General features: G+C 69.8%; 19 protein-coding genes. 15 read left to right on the forward strand and 4 right to left on the reverse strand.

Translation table 11 applies throughout. The features are described 5' to 3' along the window. The first annotated feature begins 166 nt into the window (after positions 1 to 166). Complete coding sequence (locus tag IEY79_RS06375; protein ID WP_189106312.1) at positions 167 to 943, forward strand: IclR family transcriptional regulator; 777 nt, start codon at positions 167 to 169, stop codon at positions 941 to 943. A gap of 152 nt (positions 944 to 1,095) precedes the next feature. Continuing rightward, positions 1,096 to 1,530, forward strand: coding sequence for an SsgA family sporulation/cell division regulator (locus IEY79_RS06380; protein WP_189106313.1), 435 nt, complete (start codon positions 1,096 to 1,098; stop codon positions 1,528 to 1,530). Positions 1,531 to 1,588: 58 nt separating this feature from the next. Here IEY79_RS06380 and IEY79_RS06385 read toward each other — a convergent pair whose 3' ends face one another. Then, entirely contained in the window at positions 1,589 to 2,893 is a 1,305-nt protein-coding gene (locus IEY79_RS06385; protein ID WP_189106314.1) for a YibE/F family protein, read from the reverse strand. 207 nt (positions 2,894 to 3,100) lie between these two features. Between IEY79_RS06385 and thiC the strand changes: the two genes are divergently transcribed. The 9 genes from thiC to IEY79_RS06430 all read left to right on the forward strand — a co-directional run bounded on the left by thiC (position 3,101) and on the right by IEY79_RS06430 (position 13,075). Beyond that, entirely contained in the window at positions 3,101 to 4,900 is a 1,800-nt protein-coding gene (gene thiC / locus IEY79_RS06390; protein WP_229700689.1) for a phosphomethylpyrimidine synthase ThiC, read from the forward strand. A gap of 246 nt (positions 4,901 to 5,146) precedes the next feature. Next, the gene (locus tag IEY79_RS06395) at positions 5,147 to 6,610 is read left to right on the forward strand and encodes an MFS transporter (protein ID WP_189106315.1); all 1,464 of its coding nucleotides are present in this window, start codon (positions 5,147 to 5,149) and stop codon (positions 6,608 to 6,610) included. Positions 6,611 to 6,634: 24 nt separating this feature from the next. After that, the gene (locus tag IEY79_RS06400; RefSeq protein WP_189106316.1) at positions 6,635 to 7,891 is read left to right on the forward strand and encodes a ferritin-like domain-containing protein; all 1,257 of its coding nucleotides are present in this window, start codon (positions 6,635 to 6,637) and stop codon (positions 7,889 to 7,891) included. A gap of 78 nt (positions 7,892 to 7,969) precedes the next feature. After that, a complete protein-coding gene (locus IEY79_RS06405) occupies positions 7,970 to 8,488 on the forward strand; it encodes a PaaI family thioesterase (RefSeq protein ID WP_189106317.1) in 519 nt (172 codons plus the stop codon). A gap of 6 nt (positions 8,489 to 8,494) precedes the next feature. Beyond that, positions 8,495 to 8,848 (forward strand): phosphopantetheine-binding protein, encoded by a 354-nt coding sequence (locus IEY79_RS06410; protein WP_189106318.1) that lies wholly within the window; start codon positions 8,495 to 8,497, stop codon positions 8,846 to 8,848. Next, entirely contained in the window at positions 8,824 to 10,557 is a 1,734-nt protein-coding gene (locus IEY79_RS06415; protein WP_229700690.1) for a fatty acyl-AMP ligase, read from the forward strand. The genes IEY79_RS06410 and IEY79_RS06415 overlap by 25 nt, the downstream gene beginning before the upstream one ends. Further along, positions 10,554 to 11,156: a hypothetical protein gene (locus IEY79_RS06420; protein WP_189106319.1), complete on the forward strand. Its 603-nt coding sequence runs from the start codon at positions 10,554 to 10,556 to the stop codon at positions 11,154 to 11,156. The genes IEY79_RS06415 and IEY79_RS06420 overlap by 4 nt, the downstream gene beginning before the upstream one ends. A 157-nt stretch (positions 11,157 to 11,313) precedes the next feature. Beyond that, the gene (locus IEY79_RS06425; RefSeq protein WP_189106320.1) at positions 11,314 to 12,411 is read left to right on the forward strand and encodes a sensor histidine kinase; all 1,098 of its coding nucleotides are present in this window, start codon (positions 11,314 to 11,316) and stop codon (positions 12,409 to 12,411) included. Next, on the forward strand, positions 12,404 to 13,075 hold the full coding sequence (locus IEY79_RS06430) for a response regulator transcription factor (protein ID WP_189106321.1): 672 nt from the start codon (positions 12,404 to 12,406) through the stop codon (positions 13,073 to 13,075). Before IEY79_RS06425 ends, IEY79_RS06430 begins: the two co-directional genes overlap by 8 nt. A 49-nt stretch (positions 13,076 to 13,124) precedes the next feature. Here IEY79_RS06430 and IEY79_RS06435 read toward each other — a convergent pair whose 3' ends face one another. From IEY79_RS06435 to IEY79_RS06445, 3 genes are all read right to left on the reverse strand, one after another. Then, positions 13,125 to 13,943, reverse strand: coding sequence for a hypothetical protein (locus IEY79_RS06435; RefSeq protein WP_189106322.1), 819 nt, complete (start codon positions 13,941 to 13,943; stop codon positions 13,125 to 13,127). Between the two features lie 147 nt (positions 13,944 to 14,090). Then, positions 14,091 to 15,512 (reverse strand): metallophosphoesterase, encoded by a 1,422-nt coding sequence (locus IEY79_RS06440; RefSeq protein ID WP_229700691.1) that lies wholly within the window; start codon positions 15,510 to 15,512, stop codon positions 14,091 to 14,093. A 229-nt stretch (positions 15,513 to 15,741) separates the two neighbouring features. Beyond that, positions 15,742 to 16,854 (reverse strand): LacI family DNA-binding transcriptional regulator, encoded by a 1,113-nt coding sequence (locus IEY79_RS06445; protein ID WP_189106323.1) that lies wholly within the window; start codon positions 16,852 to 16,854, stop codon positions 15,742 to 15,744. A 485-nt stretch (positions 16,855 to 17,339) separates the two neighbouring features. On the opposite strand from IEY79_RS06445, the gene hisC reads away from it, so the two are divergent. The 4 genes from hisC (at position 17,340) to cydD (ending at position 24,827) form a co-directional block, all read left to right on the forward strand. Next, positions 17,340 to 18,419, forward strand: coding sequence for a histidinol-phosphate transaminase (hisC, locus tag IEY79_RS06450; RefSeq protein WP_189106324.1), 1,080 nt, complete (start codon positions 17,340 to 17,342; stop codon positions 18,417 to 18,419). A 211-nt stretch (positions 18,420 to 18,630) separates the two neighbouring features. Beyond that, positions 18,631 to 20,160 (forward strand): cytochrome ubiquinol oxidase subunit I, encoded by a 1,530-nt coding sequence (locus tag IEY79_RS06455; RefSeq protein ID WP_189106325.1) that lies wholly within the window; start codon positions 18,631 to 18,633, stop codon positions 20,158 to 20,160. A 16-nt stretch (positions 20,161 to 20,176) separates the two neighbouring features. Continuing rightward, on the forward strand, positions 20,177 to 21,178 hold the full coding sequence (gene cydB, locus IEY79_RS06460) for a cytochrome d ubiquinol oxidase subunit II (RefSeq protein WP_189106326.1): 1,002 nt from the start codon (positions 20,177 to 20,179) through the stop codon (positions 21,176 to 21,178). A 91-nt stretch (positions 21,179 to 21,269) separates the two neighbouring features. Beyond that, positions 21,270 to 24,827: a thiol reductant ABC exporter subunit CydD gene (gene cydD / locus IEY79_RS06465; protein WP_189106327.1), complete on the forward strand. Its 3,558-nt coding sequence runs from the start codon at positions 21,270 to 21,272 to the stop codon at positions 24,825 to 24,827. Positions 24,828 to 24,832 lie beyond the last annotated feature (5 nt).

The raw sequence follows: 24,832 nt of genomic DNA on the forward strand, positions 1-24,832 counted from the left end.
ACGCACCCCCGCCGTTAGCCCGCGCGGGGGAATGACGGAGACGAAACCACGCCCGGCTCTGAGGCTGCCATTAGAGTGGCGAGCCTCCGCTACATCCTGCGAAAACAGCGTCGATGGTCGCTTTGACCAGCGCATTCTGCGAGTTCTCGGCGCCTGGGGGTGACCTTTGGCCACAGCGACCACGTCAGCTGCCCCTACCCTCATCGGTTCGGTGCGGCGTGCGCTGCGCCTGCTGGAGTCGGCCGGCACCCATCCGAACGGCGCGCCGGCGAAACAGCTGGCCCGTGAGGCCGGGCTCCCCCTCCCCACCGCCTATCACCTGCTGCGCACCCTGACCCACGAGGGATATCTGCGCCGGGAGAAGGGCGTGTTCTTCCTCGGTGACGCGGTGGGCCGCCTGGTGAGCGGCGAGTTCCCGGGGGCCGGCCGGGCCGGGCGCACGATGGCCGAGTCGATGCGGCACTGCCACGATCTGATCGGGGCGCCGGTGTATTTCGCGATCTACCGCGAGGGTGAGATCGAGATCGTCGCGGTGGCCGAGAGCCCCGCGGCGCCCGCCGTCGCCGAGTGGGCCGCCTTCCGCGAGACCGCGCACGCGCACGCGATCGGGCAGTGTCTGCTGAGCCAGCTCGACGAGGACGCCCGCCGGGACCATCTGGACCGGCACCCCGTGGGTCCGCTCACTCCCTACTCGGTCGCCGACCGGCGCACACTGCTCGCGCGCCTCGGCGCCATGGGGCGTACGGGACCGGTGCTGGAGCGCCAGGAGTACGCGCTCGGCCACGTCTGCGCCGCCGTACCGATCAGGGCGGGGGCGACGGTCGCGACCCTCGCGACGTCCGTGCCGCTGCACCAGGAGGAGAGACTGCTTCCGGCTGTCGAACTGCTGTCCAAGGAGATCGGAAGCATGATCGGCTCGCTGGAATTCTCTATCAGTATCTGAAATATCACTCCTTGTGATCCGCTGGAGCGTGCTGGACGATTAAGAAGAGGATCAAGGGGCATCAATACCGGACGTTTCACCCATCAAACCTTCGAAATCCCTCTGAATTTCTTACTCTCCGTAACTTTCCGTCATCCACTGCGGGGTACCTGATGCGCGAGTTGGTTCAGGCAGAAGTCCTGATGAGTTTCCTTGTCTCCGAAGAGCTCTCATTCCGAATTCCGGTGGAACTGCGTTACGAGACGGCGGACCCCTACGCGGTGCGGATGACGTTCCATCTGCCCGGCGACGCCCCGGTCACCTGGGCCTTCGGCCGTGAGCTGCTGATCGACGGCATCAACGAGCCCAGCGGCGACGGCGACGTGTACATCTCACCGACCGAGCCCGAGGAGCTCTCCGACGTCCACATCAGGCTCCAGGTGGGCGCGGAGCGCGCGCTGTTCCGGGCCAGCGCCCCGCCGCTGGTGGCCTTCCTCGACCGTACGGACCGGCTGGTCCCGCTCGGCCAGGAGATGGCGCTGGGGGACTTCGAGACCAACCTGGAGGAGACGCTGGGCCGTATCCTCGCCGAGGAGAACGCGGGCTGAGCGCCGCGCCCGCGCCGCGCCCGCCCCTCGCCCCAGCTGCCTCGCCCCCGCGCCGCGGCTACGCCTTCCGGCGCCGTCCCCCGCGGCGGCCCGCGCGCGGCTCCGACGACCCCGGCCGGTCCGCCGAGACCACCAGCGCCGCCAGCGCCGTGGTCACCGGCACCGACGCGACCAGACCGATCGACCCCACCAGGGTCCGTACGATCTCCTCGGCCACCAGCTCGCTGTTGGCCACCGTCCCCACGCTCGACTCCGCGATCGAGAAGAGCAGCAGCAGCGGCAGAGCCGCGCCCGCGTAGGCCAGTACGAGCGTGTTGACCACCGACGCGATGTGGTCGCGTCCGATCCGGATACCGGCCCGGTAAAGCGCGCGGGGCCCCATGTCGGGGTCCGCCTGACGCAGCTCCCACACCGCCGACGTCTGGGTGACCGTCACATCGTCCAGCACACCCAGCGATCCGATGATCACGCCGGCCAGCAGCAGACCGCTCATGTCGATCTCCGGAAACAGCCCGTGGATCAGCCCGGTGTTGTCGTCCGTGTTGCCCGTCAGACTCGCCCAGCCGATGAACAGCGAGCCCAGCAGCCCGATCAGCAGCAGGGAGATCAGCGTGCCGAGTACGGCGACGGAGGTACGGGCCGTCAGACCGTGGCACAGATACAGCGCGATCAGCATGATCGCGCTCGCGCCGACGACCGCGACGATCAGCGGGTTCGAGCCCTGGAGAATCGCCGGCAGGATGAACATCGTCAGCACGGCGAACGAGATGACGAGCGCGACCAGTGCCATCAGCCCGCGCAGCCGCCCCACCACGATCACCGCGAGAGCGAAGAGCCCGGCCAGCAACGCCATCGGCACCGTGCGGTCCACGTCCGTGACCGAGTACTGGAGATCCTTCGGCGCGTCGGGCGCGTAGGCCACCACGACGTCCTGATTCACATGAAACTGCCGGGGCGCGTCCGGCTGGACGACCTCGACGAACCTGCGCCCCTTGTCCTTGCCGCTCTTCACCTCCACCGTCGCCTTCTCGCAGTCCCCGTTCCGCGCGCGCTCCGCCTCCCGCCCCTGCGGCGCCGACGTGTCGCCCGTCGACGGGACTTGAGCGGCGTTCACATCACCGCAGTCGACCTGCTCGATCTTCACCACCTGGCCCTGCTGGGTCTGCCGGTCGAAGCCGACACCGGTGCGTTCATGGGCCGGGGTGCCGCCGGGCCAGAGCACGATCAGACCGACAACGACGGCTGTCGCGAAGGGAATCAGGACCGCGGCGATGACCTTGCGCAGGTGTCGGGAGACCGGCGCGGCCGGTCCATGACTGTGCGAGTGGCCGTGCGGATCGGGTGTCTGCGGGGATGGGGTCACCGACCGATCATCGCAAGAACGGTGGAGGCCCCCTGTTCAGCACGCCCGATGGGGAGTTAGCGTGGTAGTGCCTTTACACACGCGGGAGCTCGGAGCACCGGGCTGAGAGGACGCTGACTGTGGAGTCCGGGGTTTCCCCGGATCCCTGAGCTGCGTCGACCGCCGAACCTGTTACCGGGTAATGCCGGCGTAGGGAGTAGGTCTCACATGACCGTTCAGGACACACGCACGTCTGCCTCCAACAGCTCCAACGGCTCCAACGGCTCGGAGGACTCCGAGAGCTCCAGGGCCATCGGCTGGCACAAGGGATACGTCGAGGGCTCACGCCCCGATCTCCGGGTGCCGGTCCGGCAGGTGCATCTCACCAACGGCGACGACGTGACGCTGTACGACACGTCGGGGCCGTACACCGACCCCACCGTCGAAACCGACGTACGGCGCGGGCTCGCACCGCTCCGGGAGAACTGGATCATCGGCCGCGGCGACACCGAGGAGTACGCGGGCCGCCCCGTCCGCCCCGAGGACGACGGGCTCAAGCACACCTCGCCGCGCGGCGGGCTGCGCAATCTTGACGCGGTCTTCCCCGGCCGCCCGCGCCAGCCGCGCCGGGGCCGCGACGGGCAGGCGGTGACCCAACTCGCGTACGCCCGGCGCGGCGACATCACCCCGGAGATGGAGTACGTGGCGATCAGGGAGAACGTTGCGCCCGAGGTCGTACGGGACGAGATCGCGGCCGGCCGCGCCGTACTGCCGGCCAACGTCAACCATCCCGAGATCGAGCCGATGATCATCGGCAAGCGGTTCCTCGTGAAGGTCAACGCCAACATCGGCAACTCCGCGGTCACTTCCTCCATCGAGGAGGAGGTGGACAAGATGACCTGGGCCACCAAGTGGGGCGCCGACACGGTCATGGACCTCTCCACCGGCCGCAACATCCACACCACCCGCGAGTGGGTGCTGCGCAACTCCCCGGTCCCCATCGGCACCGTGCCGCTCTACCAGGCGCTGGAGAAGGTCGACGGCAAGGCCGAGGAGCTGACCTGGGAGATCTACAAGGACACGGTCGTCGAACAGGCCGAGCAGGGCGTCGACTACATGACCGTCCACGCGGGCGTGCTGCTGCGTTACGTGCCGCTGACGGCCCGCCGCAAGACCGGCATCGTCTCGCGCGGCGGCTCGATCATGGCGGCCTGGTGCCTGGCGCACCACAAGGAGTCGTTCCTGTACGAGAACTTCGAGGAGCTGTGCTCCATCCTCGCCTCGTACGACGTGACGTACTCCCTCGGCGACGGACTGCGGCCCGGCTCCATCGCCGACGCCAACGACGAGGCGCAGTTCGCCGAGTTGCGGACGCTGGGCGAGCTGAACACCATCGCCAAGCGGCACAACGTGCAGACCATGATCGAGGGTCCGGGCCATGTCCCGATGCACAAGATCAAGGAGAACATCGACCTCCAGCAGGAGATCTGCGAGGAGGCGCCCTTCTACACGCTCGGCCCGCTCACGACGGACGTCGCCCCGGCGTACGACCACATCACCTCCGGCATCGGCGCGGCGATGATCGCCTGGTGGGGCACGGCGATGCTCTGCTACGTGACCCCCAAGGAGCACCTGGGTCTGCCGAACCGCGACGACGTGAAGACCGGTGTCATCACGTACAAGATCGCGGCGCACGCGGCGGATCTGGCCAAGGGGCATCCGGGGGCGCAGGAGTGGGACGACGCGCTGTCGGACGCGCGGTTCGAGTTCCGCTGGGAGGACCAGTTCAATCTGGCGCTCGACCCCGACACGGCGCGGGAGTTCCACGACGAGACGCTGCCCGCCGAGCCGGCGAAGACCGCGCATTTCTGCTCGATGTGCGGGCCCAAGTTCTGCTCGATGCGGATCTCGCACGACATCCGGCGTGACCACGGAGGTTCGCAGGACGAGATCGAGGCGGGCATGGCGGCCAAGTCGAAGGAGTTCGCGGCGAGCGGCAACCGGGTCTATCTGCCGCTGGCGGAGTGACCGTCAGCCCCTGACGACGGATGCCCCCGACCGGAGGACCGGTCGGGGGCATCCGCCGTTCCGGCCGGCGGGGCTCCGTAGGTCGTAGCGGGGACTCCCACCAAAGTGGTGGTTGAGGCCGCGAAAGGTGGGGACGGGGCGGAATCCCTTGTACCGGGGAGTGGCCAACGTATCGGATGAGTCCTGCAGTCGGCAGGCGGCAGAGCGCATCACCGACAGCCCCAACGTCCCGGGGGACAGACCTGCATGGCCACAGAAGCCGGTACCGGACAAGCGACACCGACGCCCGACCCGACACCGAATCCCCTCTCACCGGCATCGGCACCGCCGCCGCACTCCGGACTCCTGCTCGGAATCCTGTCGTTGGCCGCCTTCATGGCCGGCCTCGATCTCTTCATCGTCAACGTCGGCTTCGACGCCATCGGCCGTGAATTCGACGGCGCCTCCCTCGCGGACCTCTCGTGGGTCCTCAACGCCTACGCCATCGTCTTCGCCGCACTGCTGGTGCCCCTGGGCCGGCTCTCCGACCGCTACGGCCGCAGGGCCGGATTCCTGCTCGGCGTCGCCCTGTTCACCGCGGCGTCCGCGGCCTGCGCCGTATCGACATCGCTCTGGCAGCTGGTCCTCTTCCGGGTGCTCCAGGCGGTCGGCGCCGCGGCGCTGACGCCCGCCAGTCTCGGTCTGCTGCTCTCGGCGTTCCCGCCGGAGCGCCGGGCCGGTGCCGTACGGATCTGGTCGGCGAGCGGCGCGCTGGCGGCGGCGGCCGGGCCGGTCTTCGGCGGTCTGCTGGTCAGCGCGTCATGGCGGTGGATCTTCCTGGTGAACATCCCCATCGGTGTCCTCGCGCTGGTCGTGGCCGTCCGTATCGTCCCCGACTCCAAGGAAGCGGCGATGACCCGGCTGCCCGATCTGCCGGGAGCCGCGCTGCTGACGGGTTCGATCGGGCTGCTGGCACTCGGCCTGGTGAAGATCAACGACTGGTCCGCGGTCCGGACGTCCGCCGTGCTGGCCGGTGCGGTCCTCGGGATCGCGGTGTTCTGGTTCCGGTCGCGGCGCCACGCCTCCCCGGTGATCGAACCGGCGCTGCTCCGGGTGCGGGCCTTCGTCTGGTCGAACCTGACGGCGATCGCCTTCAGCGCGGCGTTCGCCGCGAACCTGCTCACCGCGATCCTGTGGATGCAGCAGGTCTGGCACTACTCCGCACTGCGTACGGGACTCGGGATCGCCCCGGGCCCGCTGATGGTCCCGCTGGCCGCGATCGTCGCCGCGAAGCTGGCGGCACGCGTCCCGGCGTCCCGGATGGTCGCCGCCGGATGTCTGCTGTGCACCGTCGGTGTGCTGCTGATGGCGGCGAGCATGGGGCAGAGCCCGCACTACGCGAGCGAGTTGCTGCCCGGCTGGCTGGTCGGCGGGGCCGGGGTGGGCCTCGCGCTCCCCACGATCCTCGCGACGGCCACGACCGAACTGCCGGCGGCCCGGTTCTCCACGGGCAGCGCGGTGGTCAACATGAGCCGGCAGATCGGCAGCGTGCTGGGGATCAGCCTGCTGGTCGCGATCCTCGGCACCCCCCTCACCTACGACGCGACCCACGAGGCGTTCGTCAACGCCTGGATCGCGATCGGGATCTTCATGATGCTCGGCGCCGCGACCGCGTTCGGTATGACCTCGCGTCCTGCCGCCCTCGGATCCCGGGCGCCGGCGAGCACGTAACCATCTCCTTCGAGAGGAAACGTCATGACCACAGGCATCAACCTGGGCAGCGGCACCGACCTCGCCGCCGGCACCGACGGTGTGAGCACGAGCAAGACGCGCGTCGTCTTCGTCGACTGTCTGCCCGCGCTCACCCTCGGCCCGCAGCTCTCGCTGGCCCGCTTCGGTGAGATCGGCCTCGACCGGTCCACCCCCGACACCTTCGAGCGCTACCTGCACGACCTCGAACCGGGCACCGAACTGGCCGTCGCCTTCATCGGAGGCAGCGGTTCCTCGGCACCGGCGGCGGTACGGAGCCTGCGCGGTATGCGCGGCTTCGCCAAGACCCGGGTGTACGTCGTGGGCGACGGCGCCGGCGGCGCCGTACCCGGCTGGGCCGAGGTGCACGACGTCGAGGACATCATCGCCCCCGCGGCCTTCGACGGCTTCGGCTTCGCCGACACCGTCGAGATAGGCATGCGGGCCCACGGCTCGCTGATCCTCGACCCGCTGTACACCGACTTCTACCTCGACATGACGTGGAACAAGATCTTCGACTGGTTCGAGACCACCCGCTGGGACTGGCGTGAGCTGGACCTCGACAAGCTCAACCCCGAGCTGATGAGCGCCGAGGAGGTCGACTTCCTCACCGAGGCGGCGATCATCGAGTTCGGCACCCTGCCGGGCGCGCACAACTTCCTGCGCGAGTGGGAGGGCGAGACCAGCTTCTCGTCCTGGGCGCTCAGCTGGGGCGCGGAGGAGGCGCGGCACTCGCTCGTGCAGGCCCGCTGCCTCGACAAGCTGGGCGTCAAGGTCCGTTCCAAGCACGCGCTCTACAAGCGCGAGCCGTACCCGATCGGCGACACCCGCGTCGGCACCCTGATGATGAACATCATCTCCGAGGCCCGCGCCGCCGAGCTCTACCGCGCGCTCGCCGCCGAGACCAAGGAGCCCGTGGTCAGGGGCATCTGGAAGCTCCTCGGCCGCGACGAGTCCCGGCACGCCCGCGCGTTCTACGTCTTCACCCAGGAGCTGTGCGACGGCAACCGGGAGAGCCAGATCGCCGCGCTCAAGATGGCGTACGTCTGGCTGGCGGACCGCAGCGACGGCCTCAAGCACCCGGCCGGGCACTTCTACCCGCACTCGACCTCCGCGAAGGGTGTGCGGCGCATCGAGACGATCCAGGACGGCGCCACCGACGCCGCCGACGGCAAGGTCCTCTCCATGGTGCGACGGCTGGTCGAGGACGACTCCATCGAGTCGTCGAGGGACCTCAAGCGCAAGCTCCGCTCGCTCATCTGACCCGGCGTCGCCGCCGGTGCGAGCCGGCGGCCGGCGATCGGACAGCAGCCGACGACCGACGACCTGAGGAGCGGGGTTTTGCCCGAGTCAGCGTTCAACGACAGCGCCACCGGGGCGGCGGCCGACACGGCCAACTGCTTCGGCTGCGCTCCGCACAATCCCATCGGGCTGCGGCTGGTCTTCGAGGAGGAGGGCAACGGATTCGGTACCCGGATCAAGCTCGGCGCCGATTACGAGTCGTTCCCCGGCGTCATCCACGGCGGCATCGTCGCCGCGATCCTGGACGAGACGCTGGCCCAGGCCGTGTACCGGTCCGACCGGATCTCCGCCTTCACCACCGGTCTGCGCATTCGCTACGGCAGGCCCATGGAGACCGGAGCCGAGTACACGGCCCATGCCGAGATCACCAAGCGCGACGCCCTGTCGGTACGTGCCTCCGGGGAGATCCGGCTGCCGGGCGGCGATCTCGTGGCCGCCGCCGACGGCACGTTCCACCTGCTCACGGACGAAGTCCTCGGTACGTACGACAAGCGCCTGCCGACCGGACTCGTCGACGCGCTCCGCGCATCCAACAGAACCGTCACCCAGGGGGATTGACCACATATGGACACCACGGACATCGTCACCGCGACCGACGTCACCGAGACCGCAGTCACCGAGACTCCTGTCACCGAGGCCGCCGGCACCGAGGCCGCCGGCACCGGCGCCGAAGCCATTCGCGAGAAGATCTGTCAGATCATCGGCGACGAACTCGACACCCCGGCCGCCGGCCTGACGCCCGACCAGCACTTCCGCTCGCTCCCCAACGTCGACTCGATGCGCGTCCTCCAGATCGTCCTCAACACCGAGAAGGCGTTCGACATCGAGATAGAGGACGAGGTCACCTTCCGGGTCCAGACGATCGGGGAGTTCCAGGGCGTGGTGGAGGACCTGTGCCGGCAGAAGAACTCGGCATGAGCACGGGCGGCGGCGAGGGCGGGGGCGGGAGCCTGGTCGACGCGCTCGCCGCCGTCGCCGCCCGCGGCTCGGGCCACGGTATGCGGCTGTTCCGCGGGGACGAGGAGGCCGAGCGCGTCACGTTCGGCCAGTTGCACGCCGGGGCCGGGGAACTGGCCTGCGGGCTGCTGGAGCGCGGGGTCGTACGGGGGGAGCGGGTCGCGATCGCGCTCCCCACCTCGATCGACTTCGCCAGGGCGTTCTTCGGCGTGCTCGCCGCCGGTGCGGTGCCGGTGCCGGTGCCGCCGCCGGTGCGTTTCGCCTCGCTCGACATCCATCTGAAGCGGATCGCGCTCGTGATGCGCCAGTCGAAGGTACGCGTCGTGCTCTCGGACAAGGTGCTGGGCGGGCTCCTGGAGCCGACGCTCGGCGGCGCCGGCGGGGAGTTCCAGATCCTCGACGTGGCCATGACGCGCGCGCCGTCGGCGGTGTACGTGGACGTGGCGGCGGATGATCCGGCGCTCGTGCAGTACACCTCGGGGACCAGCGCGAGCCCGAAGGGCGTCGTGCTGACGCACGCCAATCTCCTCGCGAACGTCGATGCGATTGCCGGGGGGCTCGGCATCGACGACACCGATGTGAGCTGCAACTGGCTGCCGCTCTTCCACGACATGGGTCTGATCGGCGCGTTCCTCTCACCGGCGCTGAACGACGCCGAGACGTATCTGCTGCCCCCGGAGGACTTCCTCCGGGATCCCGGCAGGTGGCTGCGGATCATCAGCCGCTACGGGGTGACCGCGACGACGGCGCCCAACTCCGGCTATCTGTACGCCCTGCGGCGTACCCCGGCCGAGCGCGTACCCGAACTGGACCTGTCCCGCTGGCGGTTCGCGCTCAACGGGGCGGAGCTGATCGACCCCGACACGCTGCGCCGGTTCTCGGCGCACTTCGCGCCGGCCGGCTTCCGCGCCGACGCGTTCCTGCCGGTGTACGGCCTGGCGGAGGGCAGCCTCGCGGTGACCTTCGCGCCGACCGGCAGGGCGGTGCGCAGTACATGGGTACGGCGTGAGCCGCTCTCCCGGGGCAGGGTGGAGACGGCCCCCGCCGGAGCTGGTGGCGAGGGCACCGAGACAGGCCGGGAGATCGTCTCGGTCGGCGTCCCGGTGGCGAACACCGAGGTCAGGCTGGTCGGCGAGGACGGTGCGGAGCTGACCGACCCCTCGTGGGTCGGCGAGATCCAGATCCGCGGCGACTCGGTGATGCGCCGCTACGAGGACAACGAACCGGCGACCCGGGCCACCGTCCGGGCCGGCGGCTGGGTCTCCACCGGCGATCTGGGCTTCCGGCAGGACGGCGAACTCTTCATCGCCGGCCGGAAGAAGGAGGTGATCATCGTCTTCGGCCAGAACTACTACGCGAGCGACATCGAGTCCGTCGCGGGCAGGATCACCGGGGTCTCGAACGGCGCGGTCCTCGCGGCGGGAATGACGTTCCCCGACGGCGAGGGGCTGGTACTCGTCGCGGAGACGAAGGAGTCCGATGCCGCGGCCCGCGAGGAGCTCATCGCCCGGCTGCGGTTCGCCGTGTCGGACTCGCTCGGCCTCACACCGCGGGACATCGTTCTCGTACGCAGGGGGCGACTCCCGCGCACCTCCAGCGGGAAGCTTCAACGGCACGGGGTGGAAGAGGTGTTGGCGGAGGCCGGCACCGACCCCGTACGACCCGTATGACGACCGACGAAGAGAAGGTGACCCACCTCATGAGCGCGGACCCCACTCCGGCCACTCCCACGCGGGCGACCGGCACCCCGGCGACCGGCCCCACTCCGGAACTCACGGCGACGCAGCGCGAGGAGCTGCTGCGCCGCTCCTGGATGGCCACCGACGGGCTCTGGTACTACCAGACCGCGATGTCGGGCGGCATCGACGGCGCCAACGAGGCCAACATCGCGGTGGTGCGCGAGTTCGGGCGCCAGGAGATGGTCCGGCTCATGCGCGGTCTCGGCATCGAGAAGGTCGAGACCGTCGAGCAGTACCGCCGGCTGTTCCAGGCGGCCGTGGATCTCTATCTCGGCTCGCTGTTCGAGGCGGAGGAGTCGTTCGACGACGGCACGCACGACCTCAAGGTCATCACGTGTTTCGCCTACAAGGGCGTCAAGAAGGCGGGAATCGACAAGGTCTACCACTGCGGTCCGGGCGAGCGGCTGACCGGCTGGCTCAAGGCGATGGAGCTGCCGGACGACATCGATCCGGATGTCGGGCTCTGTCAGATGGCGCACACCGGGTCCTGCGGTTACCGGCTCAAAGTCGACCTGCCGCACGAATCGTGAGATCCCAGAACTTGACCTAACTCATAACAGAGTTTTACTACGGAATGTAGCTGTTTGGCGGAATTGTGGTGAATATTGTTTCTTGAAAGCCCCGCTTGGCCACGTATACTCCCTAAATATCACGTGGGAGGCTGCGGGATAATGGCGGGGGGCTGCCGTGGCGATCGATCCGGAAGGGCATGCCGGGAATTCCGGGCTGCCGAACAATGTTCGCGCGAACATTGTTGAGCCATTCTTCCAGCGATTGCGGGCGATGAACAGCCCGCTGCTCGAAGAACCTGAAATAAGTGCGTTACTTGTTAATCAAGTTGAATTACTCCTGGACGACATAGCGCGAGGTGCGCGGAACGGTTTTCGCACCAGAACGGCGCCGAGCCAGGAATCCCTTCGGGGGGCGGCCGAATTCAGCAGGACCCGGGCGTCGCGCGGCATCCATCCGACCGAGACCGTCCGCGCCGCCGAGCTGTTCTACGAGACGGCACTTCCCGTCGTCGTACGCGAGTTCCTGCCCGCCACACCCTCTCCGGACGAGTTCCTGGACACCGCGCTCACACTGAACGACGCGGTGATGACACAGATCGCGCTCGGCTGTGTCGGCTACATCAAATTCCTTCGCGAGAAACTGCACAGTTCCCATCTCGACGAACGTCACAGGCTGGCCAGGGACCTCCACGACCGGGTCGCCCACGAAGTCCTGGTGGCCATGCTCGAACTGGAGCTGTGCGAACCGCTGATCCAGAGCGAGAGCGCGGTCGTACGGTCGAAGCTGAAATCGGCCGAGGAAGCGCTCAAGGTGGCGCTGCGGGAAATCGGTGATCTCTCCGGCGAGCTGCGGGAATCGGTATCCGACACCAATCTTGAGCGTGCCCTCACCAAATTCATCGACTCGACGGTCCCGGACGGTGTCAGGGCCGAATTGACCGTCACCGGAAATGTCGACCAAATACCGGCGGCAGCGGCGGAAGAGCTCTACTTCATCATTCGTGAGGCGGCCAGAAACGCTCTGCGTCACTCCGACCCCGACGAGCTGTGGATCACGATCAGGGTCACGGAGACGCTGGTCCAGGCGTCCGTGATCGACGACGGCGCAGGCTTCGAGGTGGCCACCCTCGCCAAGACCCGGCGCGGTGGCCTGATCTCGATCCGCGAGCGGACCGAACTGCTCGGCGGAAACCCCAGCATCCACAGTTCGGTCGGTGGCGGGACGACGGTCAACGTCTCCATCCCGCTGATCAATTGGCGCCGGCATGGCTGACGCCGAGGGGCCCGCGAGAGCCGACGTCACCAGCGTCGTCGTGGCCGACGACCACACCCTCTTCCGGGAGCTGCTGGCCGATCTGCTCTCCCTGGAGGACTGGCTGGAAGTCGTCGCCCAGGGCGCGAGCGGCACCGAGGCCGTGGAGCTGGTCCGCAGACACCGGCCGGGCATCGCCGTACTCGACGTACAGATGCCGGGCCCGGGAATCCGGGAGACCGTACGGGAGATCGGCAGGCACTGCCCCGACACCCGCTGCATCGTGCTGACGATGCACGACGACCCCGTGCTGCTCAGGGACGTACTGGACGACGGCGCCACCGCGTACCTGCTGAAGTCGGTCTCCAGCCGGGAGCTGGTCACCTCGATCCACTCCGTGATCCGCGAGCCGGAGAGGATCCACTTCTCGGTCTCCCGGAACATGATCAAGGAGTTCGGCGGACCGGTCGCCGACCGGCTTCTCTCGGCGCGAGAGGTCGAGGTCCTGACGTACGTCGCACAGGCGCGCAGCAACGCGGAGATCGCCGCCGCGCTGTTCCTGGCCGAGACCACCGTCAAGCGGCATCTGACGAACGCCTACCGGAAGCTCGGCGCGGTGTCGCGGGTGGACGCGATCCGCCGGGCGATGGACGCCGGGATCATCGCCCCGTACCAGCTCCCGTGACTGGCTCCGGCCGTGACTCGCTCCCGGCGTGTCCCACGCCGGCCGTGACTCACTCCGGCCGGTGGTCCGGTCCGCCGAAGTCGGGGCTGGAGAAGTCCGGGCTGGAGTACGTGGGGCGCTGGCCGGTCGTCGCGCCGTCGTCCGGGCTGGAGAAGTCCGGGCGGCTGTAGCCCATCTTCGGCAGATGCCGCGCCGGGCGGACCTTCGGCGCCGGCTCCACGCCGGGCGCGGCCAGGGCCTCCCGCAGGAACGGCAGGATCCCCCGTTCCAGCAGGGCGGTGCGCCACGCCTCACGGGCCCGTGACACCTCGTCGGGCCACCCGCCGTCCGTCTGGCCGGCCGGGACCTGGGTCGGGCCGTTGCGCAGGGCCGTGATGAGCAGCCCGGCCCCGCCGGCGGCCAGGCCGACGGCCGTGACGGCACAGAAGAACAGGCCGACGGTCACCAGGGTGTCGGAGAACGCGGGCACCGGGCTGAGCACTCTCAGCATGAAGCCGACCAGCAGGAAGACAACCGCCGCCGCGCCCCCGAGAGCCGGGACCAGGACGGCGACGACGGCGGCCAGACCCGCGCCGGTCTCGCCGGCCCCCTGCACGGCCGGGCTCAGTACGGAGTTGCCCACCGGCGAGGCGGCCGCGGTACGGAATTCGTCGCGGACCTTCGCGTAATGCTCGTACTCGACTGCCGCGGCCGCGGTTATCAGAGACGTCGCGCCCAGAGCCATGGTGCGCAGTTGTTCGGTGTTGAGGCGCTGCCCGACAGCGGCCAGATCCGGACGGTCGTGCGCATGGCGCAGCGTCTCGTCGAGAATCCGCTCGTAATCGGCGCGATCCTCGTTCAGCAGATGCGGAGCGCTGTTCATGTGCATCCCCCGATGCTCCGTAGGGCCGGATTGTCCGCACGGCGCGGACGATTGGCGAAAACGGAGGAGAGCCTGCTACGGATGAGCCGATGGTAGAGCGGTTAAGGCACGGGGTGACAGGGGGTTCACCGAAAACACCTGCCCCCACTCTGTTCAGTTATGCAGGGGGAGCCGTACGACCAGAAGCTTTCCGGCCATGGTCACTCCGCCGTCCATGGCGATGGCGAGCCCGTCCGCGTACACATGCGGCCCGTCGACCACGGGCCCCGCGTTCTCCTCGCCGTCCGACGCGTCCTCCGTGCCGACTTCGCCGAGCAGATAGGGGATCGGGCTGTGGCCGTGGACGATGCGCCGCCCGCCGTACGCGGCCATCAGCTCCCTGGCCGCGTCCGAACCGCCGTTGTCGCGGAACGCGAAACGCTTGGTGAGCTTGCGGAAGATGTCCCAGCACTCGTCCGCGTCGTTGCGCGTGAGGATGGCGCGGACGTTGTCGTTGACGTCCTCGATGCTGGCGCCGTAGTCGAGATACGCGGTCGTGTCGGAGTGCATCAGCAGATGCCCGTCCTCCTCCACGAGGGCGTCGAGCCGGGACATCCACTGGAGATGGACGTCCTGGAGGCGTTCCATGTCGGTCTTCTGGCCGCCGTTCAGCAGCCAGGCGGCCTGGAAGGTGGCGGTGCCGGCACCGGAGTTGACGGGGGTGTCGCCGAAGCGGCGGGCGCCGAGCAGCAGCAGTTCGTGATTGCCCATCAGGGCCTTGCAGTAGCCGCCCGCGGCCGCCGCCTCGGCGGAGAGCCGCATGACGAGGTCGATGACGCCGACGCCGTCGGGGCCCCGGTCGGTGAAGTCGCCGAGGAACCAGAGGCGGGTGTTGCCCGCGGCCCAGCTGCCCTCGCTGTCGATGATGCCCTGTTCGGCGAGGGCGGCGACGAGTTCGTCGAGATAGCCGTGGACGTCGCCGACGACGAAGAGCGGGCCGAGGCCGTCCGCGGTGCCGGGGCCCTCGACCGGTTCGACGGTCACCTGGACGGTGTCACCGCGGTTGATCACCGGGAGGTCGCGCTCGGTGGGGGTGTAGCCCTCGGGGAGCTCGTCGCGGGGGACGGCGTTGCCGGGATGGTCGGTGGGGGTGACGTCGGCGACGGGCGCGGCGGGTGTCACGGCGGGTGGGGCTGCGGGCGCGGGGGGCGCCACGGCGGCCGTGGCGGGCCCGGCAGGGGCCGCGGGGGGCGTGCCTACGAGGCTGCGCGGATCGGGGTGTGACGGGCCGTCAGAAACCTTCGTGGCCACCGGCGTCGGCCCGGAGCCGGGCTCCGTCGCGTCGGGCGTTGGGAACGTGACGCCGCGTGGGTCCGTACGCGGCGCGATGCCGAGCCCCGCCGAAACGGCCGCGTCCGAGGTCGTCCGCGGCGCGGACTCGTCCGACTGACCGGACTCCCCGGCCGGTGCCGTCTCCTCGGGAAGCGCGGGCTGCCCCGGCCGCACGGGAACCTGCGTGTACGGCGGCACCCGGAAATCGCGCAGCGTCGCCGTGCGCACCACGGGTCCCTGACCGGTCCCGGCCCCCTGAGTCATCGACCCCTCCACCACCGTCGCGCCGCCGTACACCTCTCGGGTCCGCCTGTTCGGGCGGGACATCCCCACCGGAGGTAGGGAAAGGTCCGCGGTGTCGTGCGCCCATCATAGGAATGCAGCCACCCCTGTGTGACGCACCAGGGGTGGTCAATCCGATTCCACCCACGTTTCATCGCCTGTTTTCACGCGGATCGCCCGAATTGTGTGATGCGGAGCGTGTCCGTCCGCGTCAGTCCCGGGCGGGAGACCTCGGAGCGCTGACCGTGGTACGGGGCGGGCGCCGCTGGGACGAGGTCCGGACGATCAGCTCCGTCGGTATCACCTGTTCGACGGGACGCCCGGTGTCGATCCCCTCGATGGCGTCGATGAGCAGCTGGACGACGGCGGTGCCGATACGGCGCGGCTTGAGCGAGAGCGTCGTGACGGGCGGTTCGGTGGTCGCGTACACGGTGGACTCGCTGCAGCAGACCAGCAGCAGGTCCTCGGGCACCCGCAGGCCGTAGCGCCGCGCGGCGGCCAGCAGATCGGTGCCGTTGGGGTCGAAGAGCCCGTAGACCGCGTCGGGCCGGTCGGGCCGGGCGAGCAGCCGGTCGGCGGCGACGGCCCCGGCGCAGGGGTCGTGCGCGGGGTAGGACTCGTAGACGGGGTCCTGTCCGACCCGCTCGCACCAGCGCAGATACGCGGTGGTGGAGAGCCGGGTGTACGTGTCGGTGGTGGTCCCGGTGAGCAGCCCGATCCGGCGGGCACCGGCGGCGGCGAGATGGTCGAGCAGATCGAGTACGGCGGCCTCGTGGTCGTTGTCGACCCAGGCGGTGACGGGGAGGGTGCCGGCCGGGCGGCCGTCCGAGACGACGGGCAGGCCCTGGCGGACGAGCTCGGTGACGACCGGGTCGTGGTCGGAGGGGTCGATGACGACGGTGCCGTCGAGTGCGACGTTCGACCAGACGTCGTGGCGTGAGGTGGCGGGGAGGATGACGAGGGCGTAGCCGCGGGCGAGCGCCGCGGAGGTCGCGGCCCGTGCCATCTCGGCGAAGTAGGCGAATTCGGTGAAGGTGAAAGGTTCTTCCCCGTACGTGGTGACGGTCAGGCCGATCAGCCCTGACTTGCCGGTACGGAGGGTTCGGGCCGCGGCGGACGGGCGGTAGCCCAGCCGCTCGGCGACTTCTCGGACATGTCGGCGTGTGGCGTCGGGTAACCGCCCCTTGCCGTTGAGCGCGTCGGAGACGGTCGTGATGGAGACACCGGCTGCGGCGGCCACGTCCCGGATGCCCGCCCGACCTTGCCGGCTGCCCCGGCGGGATGTGTCCGTCCGGCTCACCTGGTGTTTCCCTGCTGGTGTCATGGCGAGCCGATAGTAGGTCTCATCAAGGGGGTGGGGTCGGTCGCACATTAACCTCCCAAGAGTCACGTTTCTGCATGATCAACAACGCTCAAAGGACGTGGAAATCAAGGTCGTTGAGCGATTCGGTTGTTGTCTGTCAAGCGTGGAGCTGGATGGGCCTGGCGACTGTCCGATGTTTCGAAGAGGTCTCAACTCACCCCCACGGGTGACGCGCGCCACGGAGTGAGCCACCGGCGCGCGTCAGGTCCGCGTGCGCTCCCCCCGTCGGAGCCCGGTCTCCCCGGGCCCGGCGCGGCCTCCGGGTCGGTTCCGGTCCCGGTCCGGGGCCCGGTTCCCGGGGCGGCGGGACGGCCGCCGGGGAGCCCGCTGACCGGAGGGGTATTCGCAGAGCCCGTCAATCCTCTTAAGGTGAGCAGTATTGGTACATCCGCATGAGATGGGCCGATCATGTGTACGGACCCCAGAGCGCCCGAGGAGGACCCGCGGTGAGCGACACGAGCCCGAAGCTGCGCGCCGAGCTTGACGGCATCCCGACCTACAAGCCCGGCAGGCCGGCCGCGGTGGGTGAGGCTGTCTCGTACAAGCTCTCGTCGAACGAGAACCCCTACCCGCCGCTGCCCGGCGTGATGGAGTCGGTGCTGGCCTCGGCCGGGGCGTTCAACCGCTACCCCGACATGGCGTGCACGGGGCTCACCAGCGAGCTGGCCGACCGCTTCGAGGTGCCTGTCTCGCACGTCGCGACGGGCACGGGCTCCGTCGGTGTCGCCCAGCAGCTGCTCCAGGCCACCTCGGGCCCCGGCGACGAGGTGATCTACGCGTGGCGTTCCTTCGAGGCGTACCCGATCATCACGCAGATCTCGGGCGCCGCGTCGGTGAAGGTGCCGCTGGACGCGGACGCGGTGCACGACCTGGACGCGATGGTGGACGCGATCACCGACCGGACTCGGATGATCTTCGTCTGCAACCCCAACAACCCCACCGGCACCGTGGTCCGCCGGGCCGAGCTGGAGCGGTTCCTCGACCGGGTGCCGACGGACATCCTGGTGGTGCTGGACGAGGCCTACCGCGAGTTCATCCGCGACACCGAGGTCCCCGACGGCGTCGAGATCTACCGGGAGCGCCCGAACGTGGCGGTGCTCCGTACCTTCTCCAAGGCGTACGGCCTGGCGGGTCTGCGGGTCGGTTTCGCCATCGCCCACGAGCGGGTGGCCGCCGCCCTGCGCAAGACCGCGGTGCCCTTCGGTGTGAGCCAGATCGCACAGGACGCGGCCGTCGCCTCGCTGCGCGCCGAGGAGGAGCTGCTGGAGCGGGTCGCGGAGCTGGTCGGTGAGCGCGCCCGGGTCTGTGAGGCGCTGCGCGGCCAGGGCTGGACCGTGCCCGATACGCACGCCAACTTCGTCTGGCTGGGGCTGGGGGAGCGTACGGCCGACTTCGCGGTGGAGTGCGAGCGGTCTGGTGTGACGGTCCGGCCGTTCGTGGGCGAGGGCGTACGGGTCACGATCGGCGAGTACAAGGCGAACGACCTGTTCCTGCGGACGGCCGAGTCCTTCCGCGAGGAGATCTGAGCGGGTCCCACGGCGCGCGGTCACGGCTGGATGTTCGAAGGGGACCCCCCCTTGAAGATCCGGTCGGGCCGTGCGCCATACTTTTGCTTGTGAATGTGAACGCGTTCACAAGCACGCTCGATGCTTCCTGTTTCGTCCAGTTCCTACCGGGACTTTCGGGACAGGCCGCAGCCCCCGGCGCGGGGCCCGTAAGGAGAAGGAGAGAGACGACGTGGACATCGCACTGGCCCCCGAGACTCTCGCGCGATGGCAGTTCGGCATCACCACCGTCTACCACTTCCTCTTCGTCCCCCTCACGATCTCGCTGGCCGCGCTGACCGCCGGCCTGGAGACCGCCTGGGTGCGGACGTCGAACCCGAAGTACCTCAGGGCGACGAAGTTCTGGGGCAAGCTCTTCCTGATCAACATAGCCATGGGCGTCGTCACCGGCATCGTGCAGGAGTTCCAGTTCGGCATGAACTGGTCGGACTACTCCCGCTTCGTCGGTGACGTGTTCGGCGCCCCGCTCGCCTTCGAGGCACTGATCGCCTTCTTCTTCGAGTCCACCTTCATCGGCCTGTGGATCTTCGGCTGGGACAAGCTCCCCAAGAAGATCCATCTGGCCTGCATATGGATGGTCTCGATCGGCACGATCCTCTCCGCCTACTTCATCCTGGCGGCCAACTCCTGGATGCAGCACCCGGTCGGCTACCGCATCAACGAGGAGCGCGGCCGGGCCGAGCTGACCGACTTCTGGGCCGTACTGACGCAGAACACCGCGCTCGCCCAGTTCTTCCACACCATGACGGCGGCCTTCATGGTCGGCGGCGCGTTCATGGTCGGCATCTCCGCCTTCCACCTCGCACGCCGTAAGCGCGAGGGCCACCGGAAGAACATCCCGGTGATGCGGACCTCGCTACGGCTCGGCCTGGTCACCCTGGTCACGGCCGGTCTGCTCACCGCCGTCAGCGGTGACACCCTCGGCAAGATCATGTACGAGCAGCAGCCGATGAAGATGGCCGCCGCCGAGGCCCTCTGGGACGGCGAGGCGCCCGCGCCCTTCTCGATCTTCGCGTACGGGGACGTGGACGAGGGCCACAACAAGGTCGCCATCGAACTCCCCGGCCTGCTGTCCTTCCTCGCCCACAGCGACTTCGACTCCTTCGTGCCCGGCATCAACGACGTGCAGAAGGCCGAGCAGGAGAAGTACGGTCCCGGCGACTACCGGCCCAACATCCCCGTCGCGTACTGGGGCTTCCGCTGGATGATCGGCTTCGGCATGGCGTCCCTGGGCATCGGCCTCTTCGGGCTCTGGCTGACCCGGCGGAAGTTCCTGCTGCCGAAGGCGATGCGGACCGGCGAGGACGAGGTGCCGAATCTCGTGCTCTTCCGGAACAAGGCGCTGAGCCCCCGGTTCGCCCATCTGTACTGGCTGGTCGCCCTGTGGACGATGCTCTTCCCGCTGATCGCCAACTCCTGGGGCTGGATCTTCACCGAGACCGGCCGGCAGCCCTGGGTCGTCTACGGGGTGCTGCGCACCGCCGACGCCGTCTCCCCCGGCACGTCGCAGGGTGAGGTGCTCACCTCGATGATCGTCTTCACCCTGCTCTACGCGGTGCTCGCCGTCGTCGAGGTCAAGCTGCTCGTGAAGTACGTCAAGGCGGGACCGCCCGACCTCACCGACGAGGACCTCGACCCACCCACGAAGATCGGCGGCCACGACTCGAAGGACGCCGACCGCCCGATGGCCTTCTCGTACTGAGGAGTTGAACCGAATCATGGAACTCCACGACGTCTGGTTCGCAGCGATCGCCGTCCTGTGGACCGGCTACTTCTTCCTTGAGGGCTTCGACTTCGGGATCGGCGTCCTGACGAAGCTGCTCGCGAAGGACCGCAAGGAGCGAAGGGTCCTGATCAACACCATCGGGCCCGTCTGGGACGGCAACGAGGTGTGGCTGCTGTCGGCGGGCGGCGCGACCTTCGCCGCGTTCCCCGAGTGGTACGCCACCCTTTTCTCCGGCTTCTATCTGCCCCTGCTGGTCATCCTGGTCTGCCTCATCGTGCGCGGTGTCGCCTTCGAGTACCGCGCCAAGCGGCCCGAGGAGCGCTGGCAGCGCAACTGGGAGCACGCGATCTTCTGGACCTCGCTGCTGCCGGCGGTGCTGTGGGGCGTGGCCTTCGGGAACATCGTGCGCGGCGTGAAGATCGACGCGGACATGGAGTACGTGGGCGACCTGGCCGATCTCCTCAACCCGTACGCGCTCCTCGGCGGGCTGGTGACGCTGACCCTCTTCACCTTCCACGGCGCGGTGTTCGCCGCGCTCAAGACGGTGGGGGACATCCGGGCGCGGGCGCGGAAGCTGGCGTTCGGGCTCGGGCTGGTCGCGGCCGTGCTGGCGCTCGGGTTCCTCGGCTGGACGCAGCTCGACAGCGGTGACGGCGGGAGCCTGGCCGCGATGGTCGTCGCCGTGCTCGCGCTGGCCGGTGCGGTCGTGGCCATCAGGGCGGGGCGTGAGGGGTGGTCGTTCGCGCTGTCCGGTCTGACGATCGTGGCCGCCGTCGCGATGCTCTTCCTGACGCTCTTCCCGAACGTCATGCCGTCCTCGCTCAACGCCGAGTGGAGCCTGACGGTGACGAACGCGTCGTCCACGCCGTACACCCTGAAGATCATGACCTGGTGCGCGGGCATCGCGACGCCGCTGGTCCTGCTCTATCAGGGCTGGACGTACTGGGTCTTCCGCAAGCGCATCGGTACGCATCACATCGCGGACGCGCACTAGGGCCTGTCCGGCGGATCTCCGGGCCCCCGGAGATCCGCCGGACAGGGCCTAGGGCCCCGGTGGCTCTCGAACTGGTGGGTGGGTGTTTCACGTGAAACCAATCGATCCGCGTCTGCTGCGGTACGCACGGGCCACCCGGCGCTTCCTGGTGGCGGTGGTGGTCCTCGGACTGGCCGGTGCGGGGCTGGTCGTGGCCCAGGCGATGATCATCGCCGAGGTGGTGGTGGGGGCTTTCGAGGACGGCCTCGACGTCTCCGGGCTCCGTACGCCTCTCCTTCTGCTGGGCGCGGTCGCCGTCGGGCGCGGCCTGGTCGCCTGGCTGACGGAGCTGGCCGCGCACCGCGCGAGTGCGGCGGTCAAGTCCGAGCTGCGGGGGCGGCTGCTGGAGCGGGCCGCGGAGCTGGGGCCGGGGTGGCTGAGCGGGCAGCGCACCGGTTCGCTCGTCGCGCTGGCGACGCGGGGCGTCGACGCACTGGACGACTACTTCGCGCGCTATCTGCCGCAGCTCGGGCTCGCGGTGGTGGTGCCGGTGGCGGTACTGGCGCGGATCGTCACCGACGACTGGGTGTCGGCGGGCGTCATCGTGCTGACCCTGCCGCTGATTCCGCTCTTCATGGTGCTCATCGGGTGGGCCACCCAGTCCCGGATGGACCGTCAGTGGCAGCTGCTGTCGCGCCTGTCGGGCCACTTCCTGGACGTGGTCGCCGGGCTGCCGACGCTGAAGGTCTTCGGGCGGGCGAAGGCGCAGGCGGAGTCGGTGCGGGAGATCACCTCCGAGTACCGGCGGGCCACCCTCCGTACGCTGCGCATCGCCTTCCTGTCGTCCTTTGCGCTGGAGCTGCTGTCGACCCTGTCGGTGGCGCTGGTCGCCGTGGGGATCGGGATGCGGCTGGTCCACGGGGACCTGGACCTCTACACGGGCCTGGTGGTGCTGATCCTGGCGCCGGAGGCGTATCTGCCGCTGCGGCAGGTGGGCGCGCAGTACCACGCGGCGGCGGAGGGGCTGGCGGCGGCGGAGGAGATCTTCGCGGTGCTGGAGACGGGGCCGTCGGGTACCGGCGGGGGCGCCGGCATACCGGGCTCGCCGCGGCTGGAGCTGGAAGGCGTGACGGTCCGCCACGAAGGCCGTACGGAACCGTCGTTGGACGCCGCGACGCTGGTGGTCGAGCCGGGGGAGACGGTCGCGCTGGTCGGACCCAGCGGTGCCGGCAAGACGACTCTGCTGAACGTGCTGCTCGGCTTCACCGCACCGACCGAGGGCCGCGTACGCGTGGGCGGCACCGACCTGTCGTCCCTGGACCTCGACCGGTGGCGCGAACAGATCGCCTGGGTGCCGCAGCACCCGTACCTCTTCGCGGGGACGATCGCCGAGAACGTACGCCTGGCCCGCCCGGACGCGGACGACGCCGCCGTACGCGACGCGCTGCGGGACGCGGGGGCGTACGACTTCGTGGCGGCGCTCCCCCAGGGTGTGGACACCGCGCTGGGCGAGGACGGTACGGGCCTGTCGGCCGGGCAGCGCCAACGTCTCGCCCTGGCCCGCGCGTTCCTCGCCGACCGCCCGCTGCTTCTGCTCGACGAGCCGACTGCGGCGCTGGACGGCGAGACGGAGGCGGGCATCGTGGAGGCGGTCCGCCGGCTGGCGGTGGGCCGCACCGTGGTGCTGGTGATCCACCGGCCCGCGCTGCTGTCGCTGGCGGACAAGGTGATCGAGCTGGGAGGAAGGGCGGCGGACGCGGGCGCGGAGTCCGTCGCGGCTGCCCGTCCGGATGGTGCGGCAGGCGGCTCGGCTCCTGGGGGACCGCGTGGGGGACTTGGCGAGGGCGCCGGTGACTCCGGGGCCGGGGCGGAGACGGGGACCCCGGCCGGGAGGCATCCCCTCGCCCGTATGCGCGCCGCCGTCGGCGCCCTGCGCGGGCGGTTCGTGCTGGCCCTGGTGCTGGGGAGCCTGGCCCTCGGGTCCGCCGTCGGGCTCATGGCCGTGTCCGGGTGGCTCATCTCACGGGCGTCCGAGCAGCCGCCCGTCCTGTATCTGATGGTCGCCGTGACCGCGACCCGCGCCTTCGGGATCGGGCGCGCCGTCTTCCGGTACGCCGAACGCCTCGTCTCCCACGACGCGGTGCTGCGGATGCTCGCCGACCTGCGGGTCTCCGTCTACCGGCGGCTCGAACGCCTGGCTCCGGCCGGGCTGCGCGAGGCCCGGCGCGGCGACCTGCTCTCCCGGCTCGTCGCCGACGTCGACGCCCTCCAGGACTACTGGCTCCGCTGGCTGCTGCCGGTCGGCTCCGCCCTGCTCGTCGGCGCGGGCGCCGTCGCATTCACCGGCTGGCTGCTCCCCGAGGCCGGCGCGGTACTGGCCGTCGGCCTGCTCGCCGCGGGCGTCGGCGTGCCCCTGGTCAGCGGCGCCCGCGCGCGCCGCGCCGAGCGGCGACTCGCCCCCGCGCGCGGCCTGCTCGCGACCCGGGTCGCCGAACTTCTCGACGGCTGCGCCGAACTGACCGTCGCCGGCGCCCTTCGGAGCCGTATCGCCGCGGCCCGAGACGCCGACACGGTGCTCACGGCCATCGCCTCGCGCGGGGCGACCGCCACCGCGCTCGGCGGCGGTCTGTCCGCGCTGATCTGTGGTCTGACGGTGGCGGCCGCCGCCTGCGCGGGTGCGGGCGCCGTGCACGACGGGCGGCTCGCGGGTGTCGCGCTGGCCGTCGTCGTTCTGACCCCGCTCGCCGCGTTCGAGGCGGTCGCCGGTCTGCCGCTCGCGGTGCAGTACCGGCAGCGGGCCGCGCGCGGCGCCGAGCGGGTGTACGAGGTGCTGGACGCACCCGTCCCCGTACGGGAGCCCGAGCGTCCGGCCGCCGCTCCCTCGACGCCGTTCCCGCTGGAGGTGCGGGGGCTCTCGGCCCGCTACGCGGGGCAGGAGGACGACGCGCTGACCGGCATCGACCTGACACTGACCGCCGGGAAGCGGGTCGCCGTCGTGGGCCCGTCCGGCGCCGGCAAGACGACCCTCGCGCAGGTGCTGTTGCGCTTCCTGGACGCGCGCGAGGGCGGCGTACGGCTCGGTGGGGCGGACGCGGCGGCGCTGGACGGCGACACGGTGCGGCGTTTCGTCGGGCTGTGCGCGCAGGACGCGCACCTCTTCGACAGTTCCGTACGCGAGAACCTCGCCCTCGCCCGCAGGGACGCGACCGAGGACGACCTGCGCGACGCCCTGCGCCGCGCCCGCCTGCTGGAGTGGGTCGACGCACTGCCCGCCGGGCTGGACACGCACGTCGGCGAGCACGGCGCGCGGCTCTCCGGAGGCCAGCGGCAGCGCCTGGCGCTGGCCCGCGCGCTCCTGGCCGACTTCCCCGTCCTTGTACTGGACGAGCCGGCCGAACACCTCGACCTGCCGACGGCCGACGCCTTGACGGCGGACCTGCTGGCGGTGACGGAAGGGCGTACGACGCTGCTGATCACCCACCGGCTCCAGGGTCTCGACGCGGTCGACGAGGTGATCGTGCTCGACGCGGGGCGGGTGGTGCAGCGCGGGCCGTACGCCGAGCTGGTGGCGGTGGAGGGGCCGCTGCGGAGAATGCGGGAACGTGAGCGGGGGCCGGCGGGACTGGTCGGCCACCGTCCCCGACTTTCCACCCTAAATGGGACTAACTAGTGTCG

It is taken from the genome of Streptomyces camponoticapitis (assembly GCF_014646115.1).
Taxonomy (GTDB): domain Bacteria; phylum Actinomycetota; class Actinomycetes; order Streptomycetales; family Streptomycetaceae; genus Streptomyces; species Streptomyces camponoticapitis.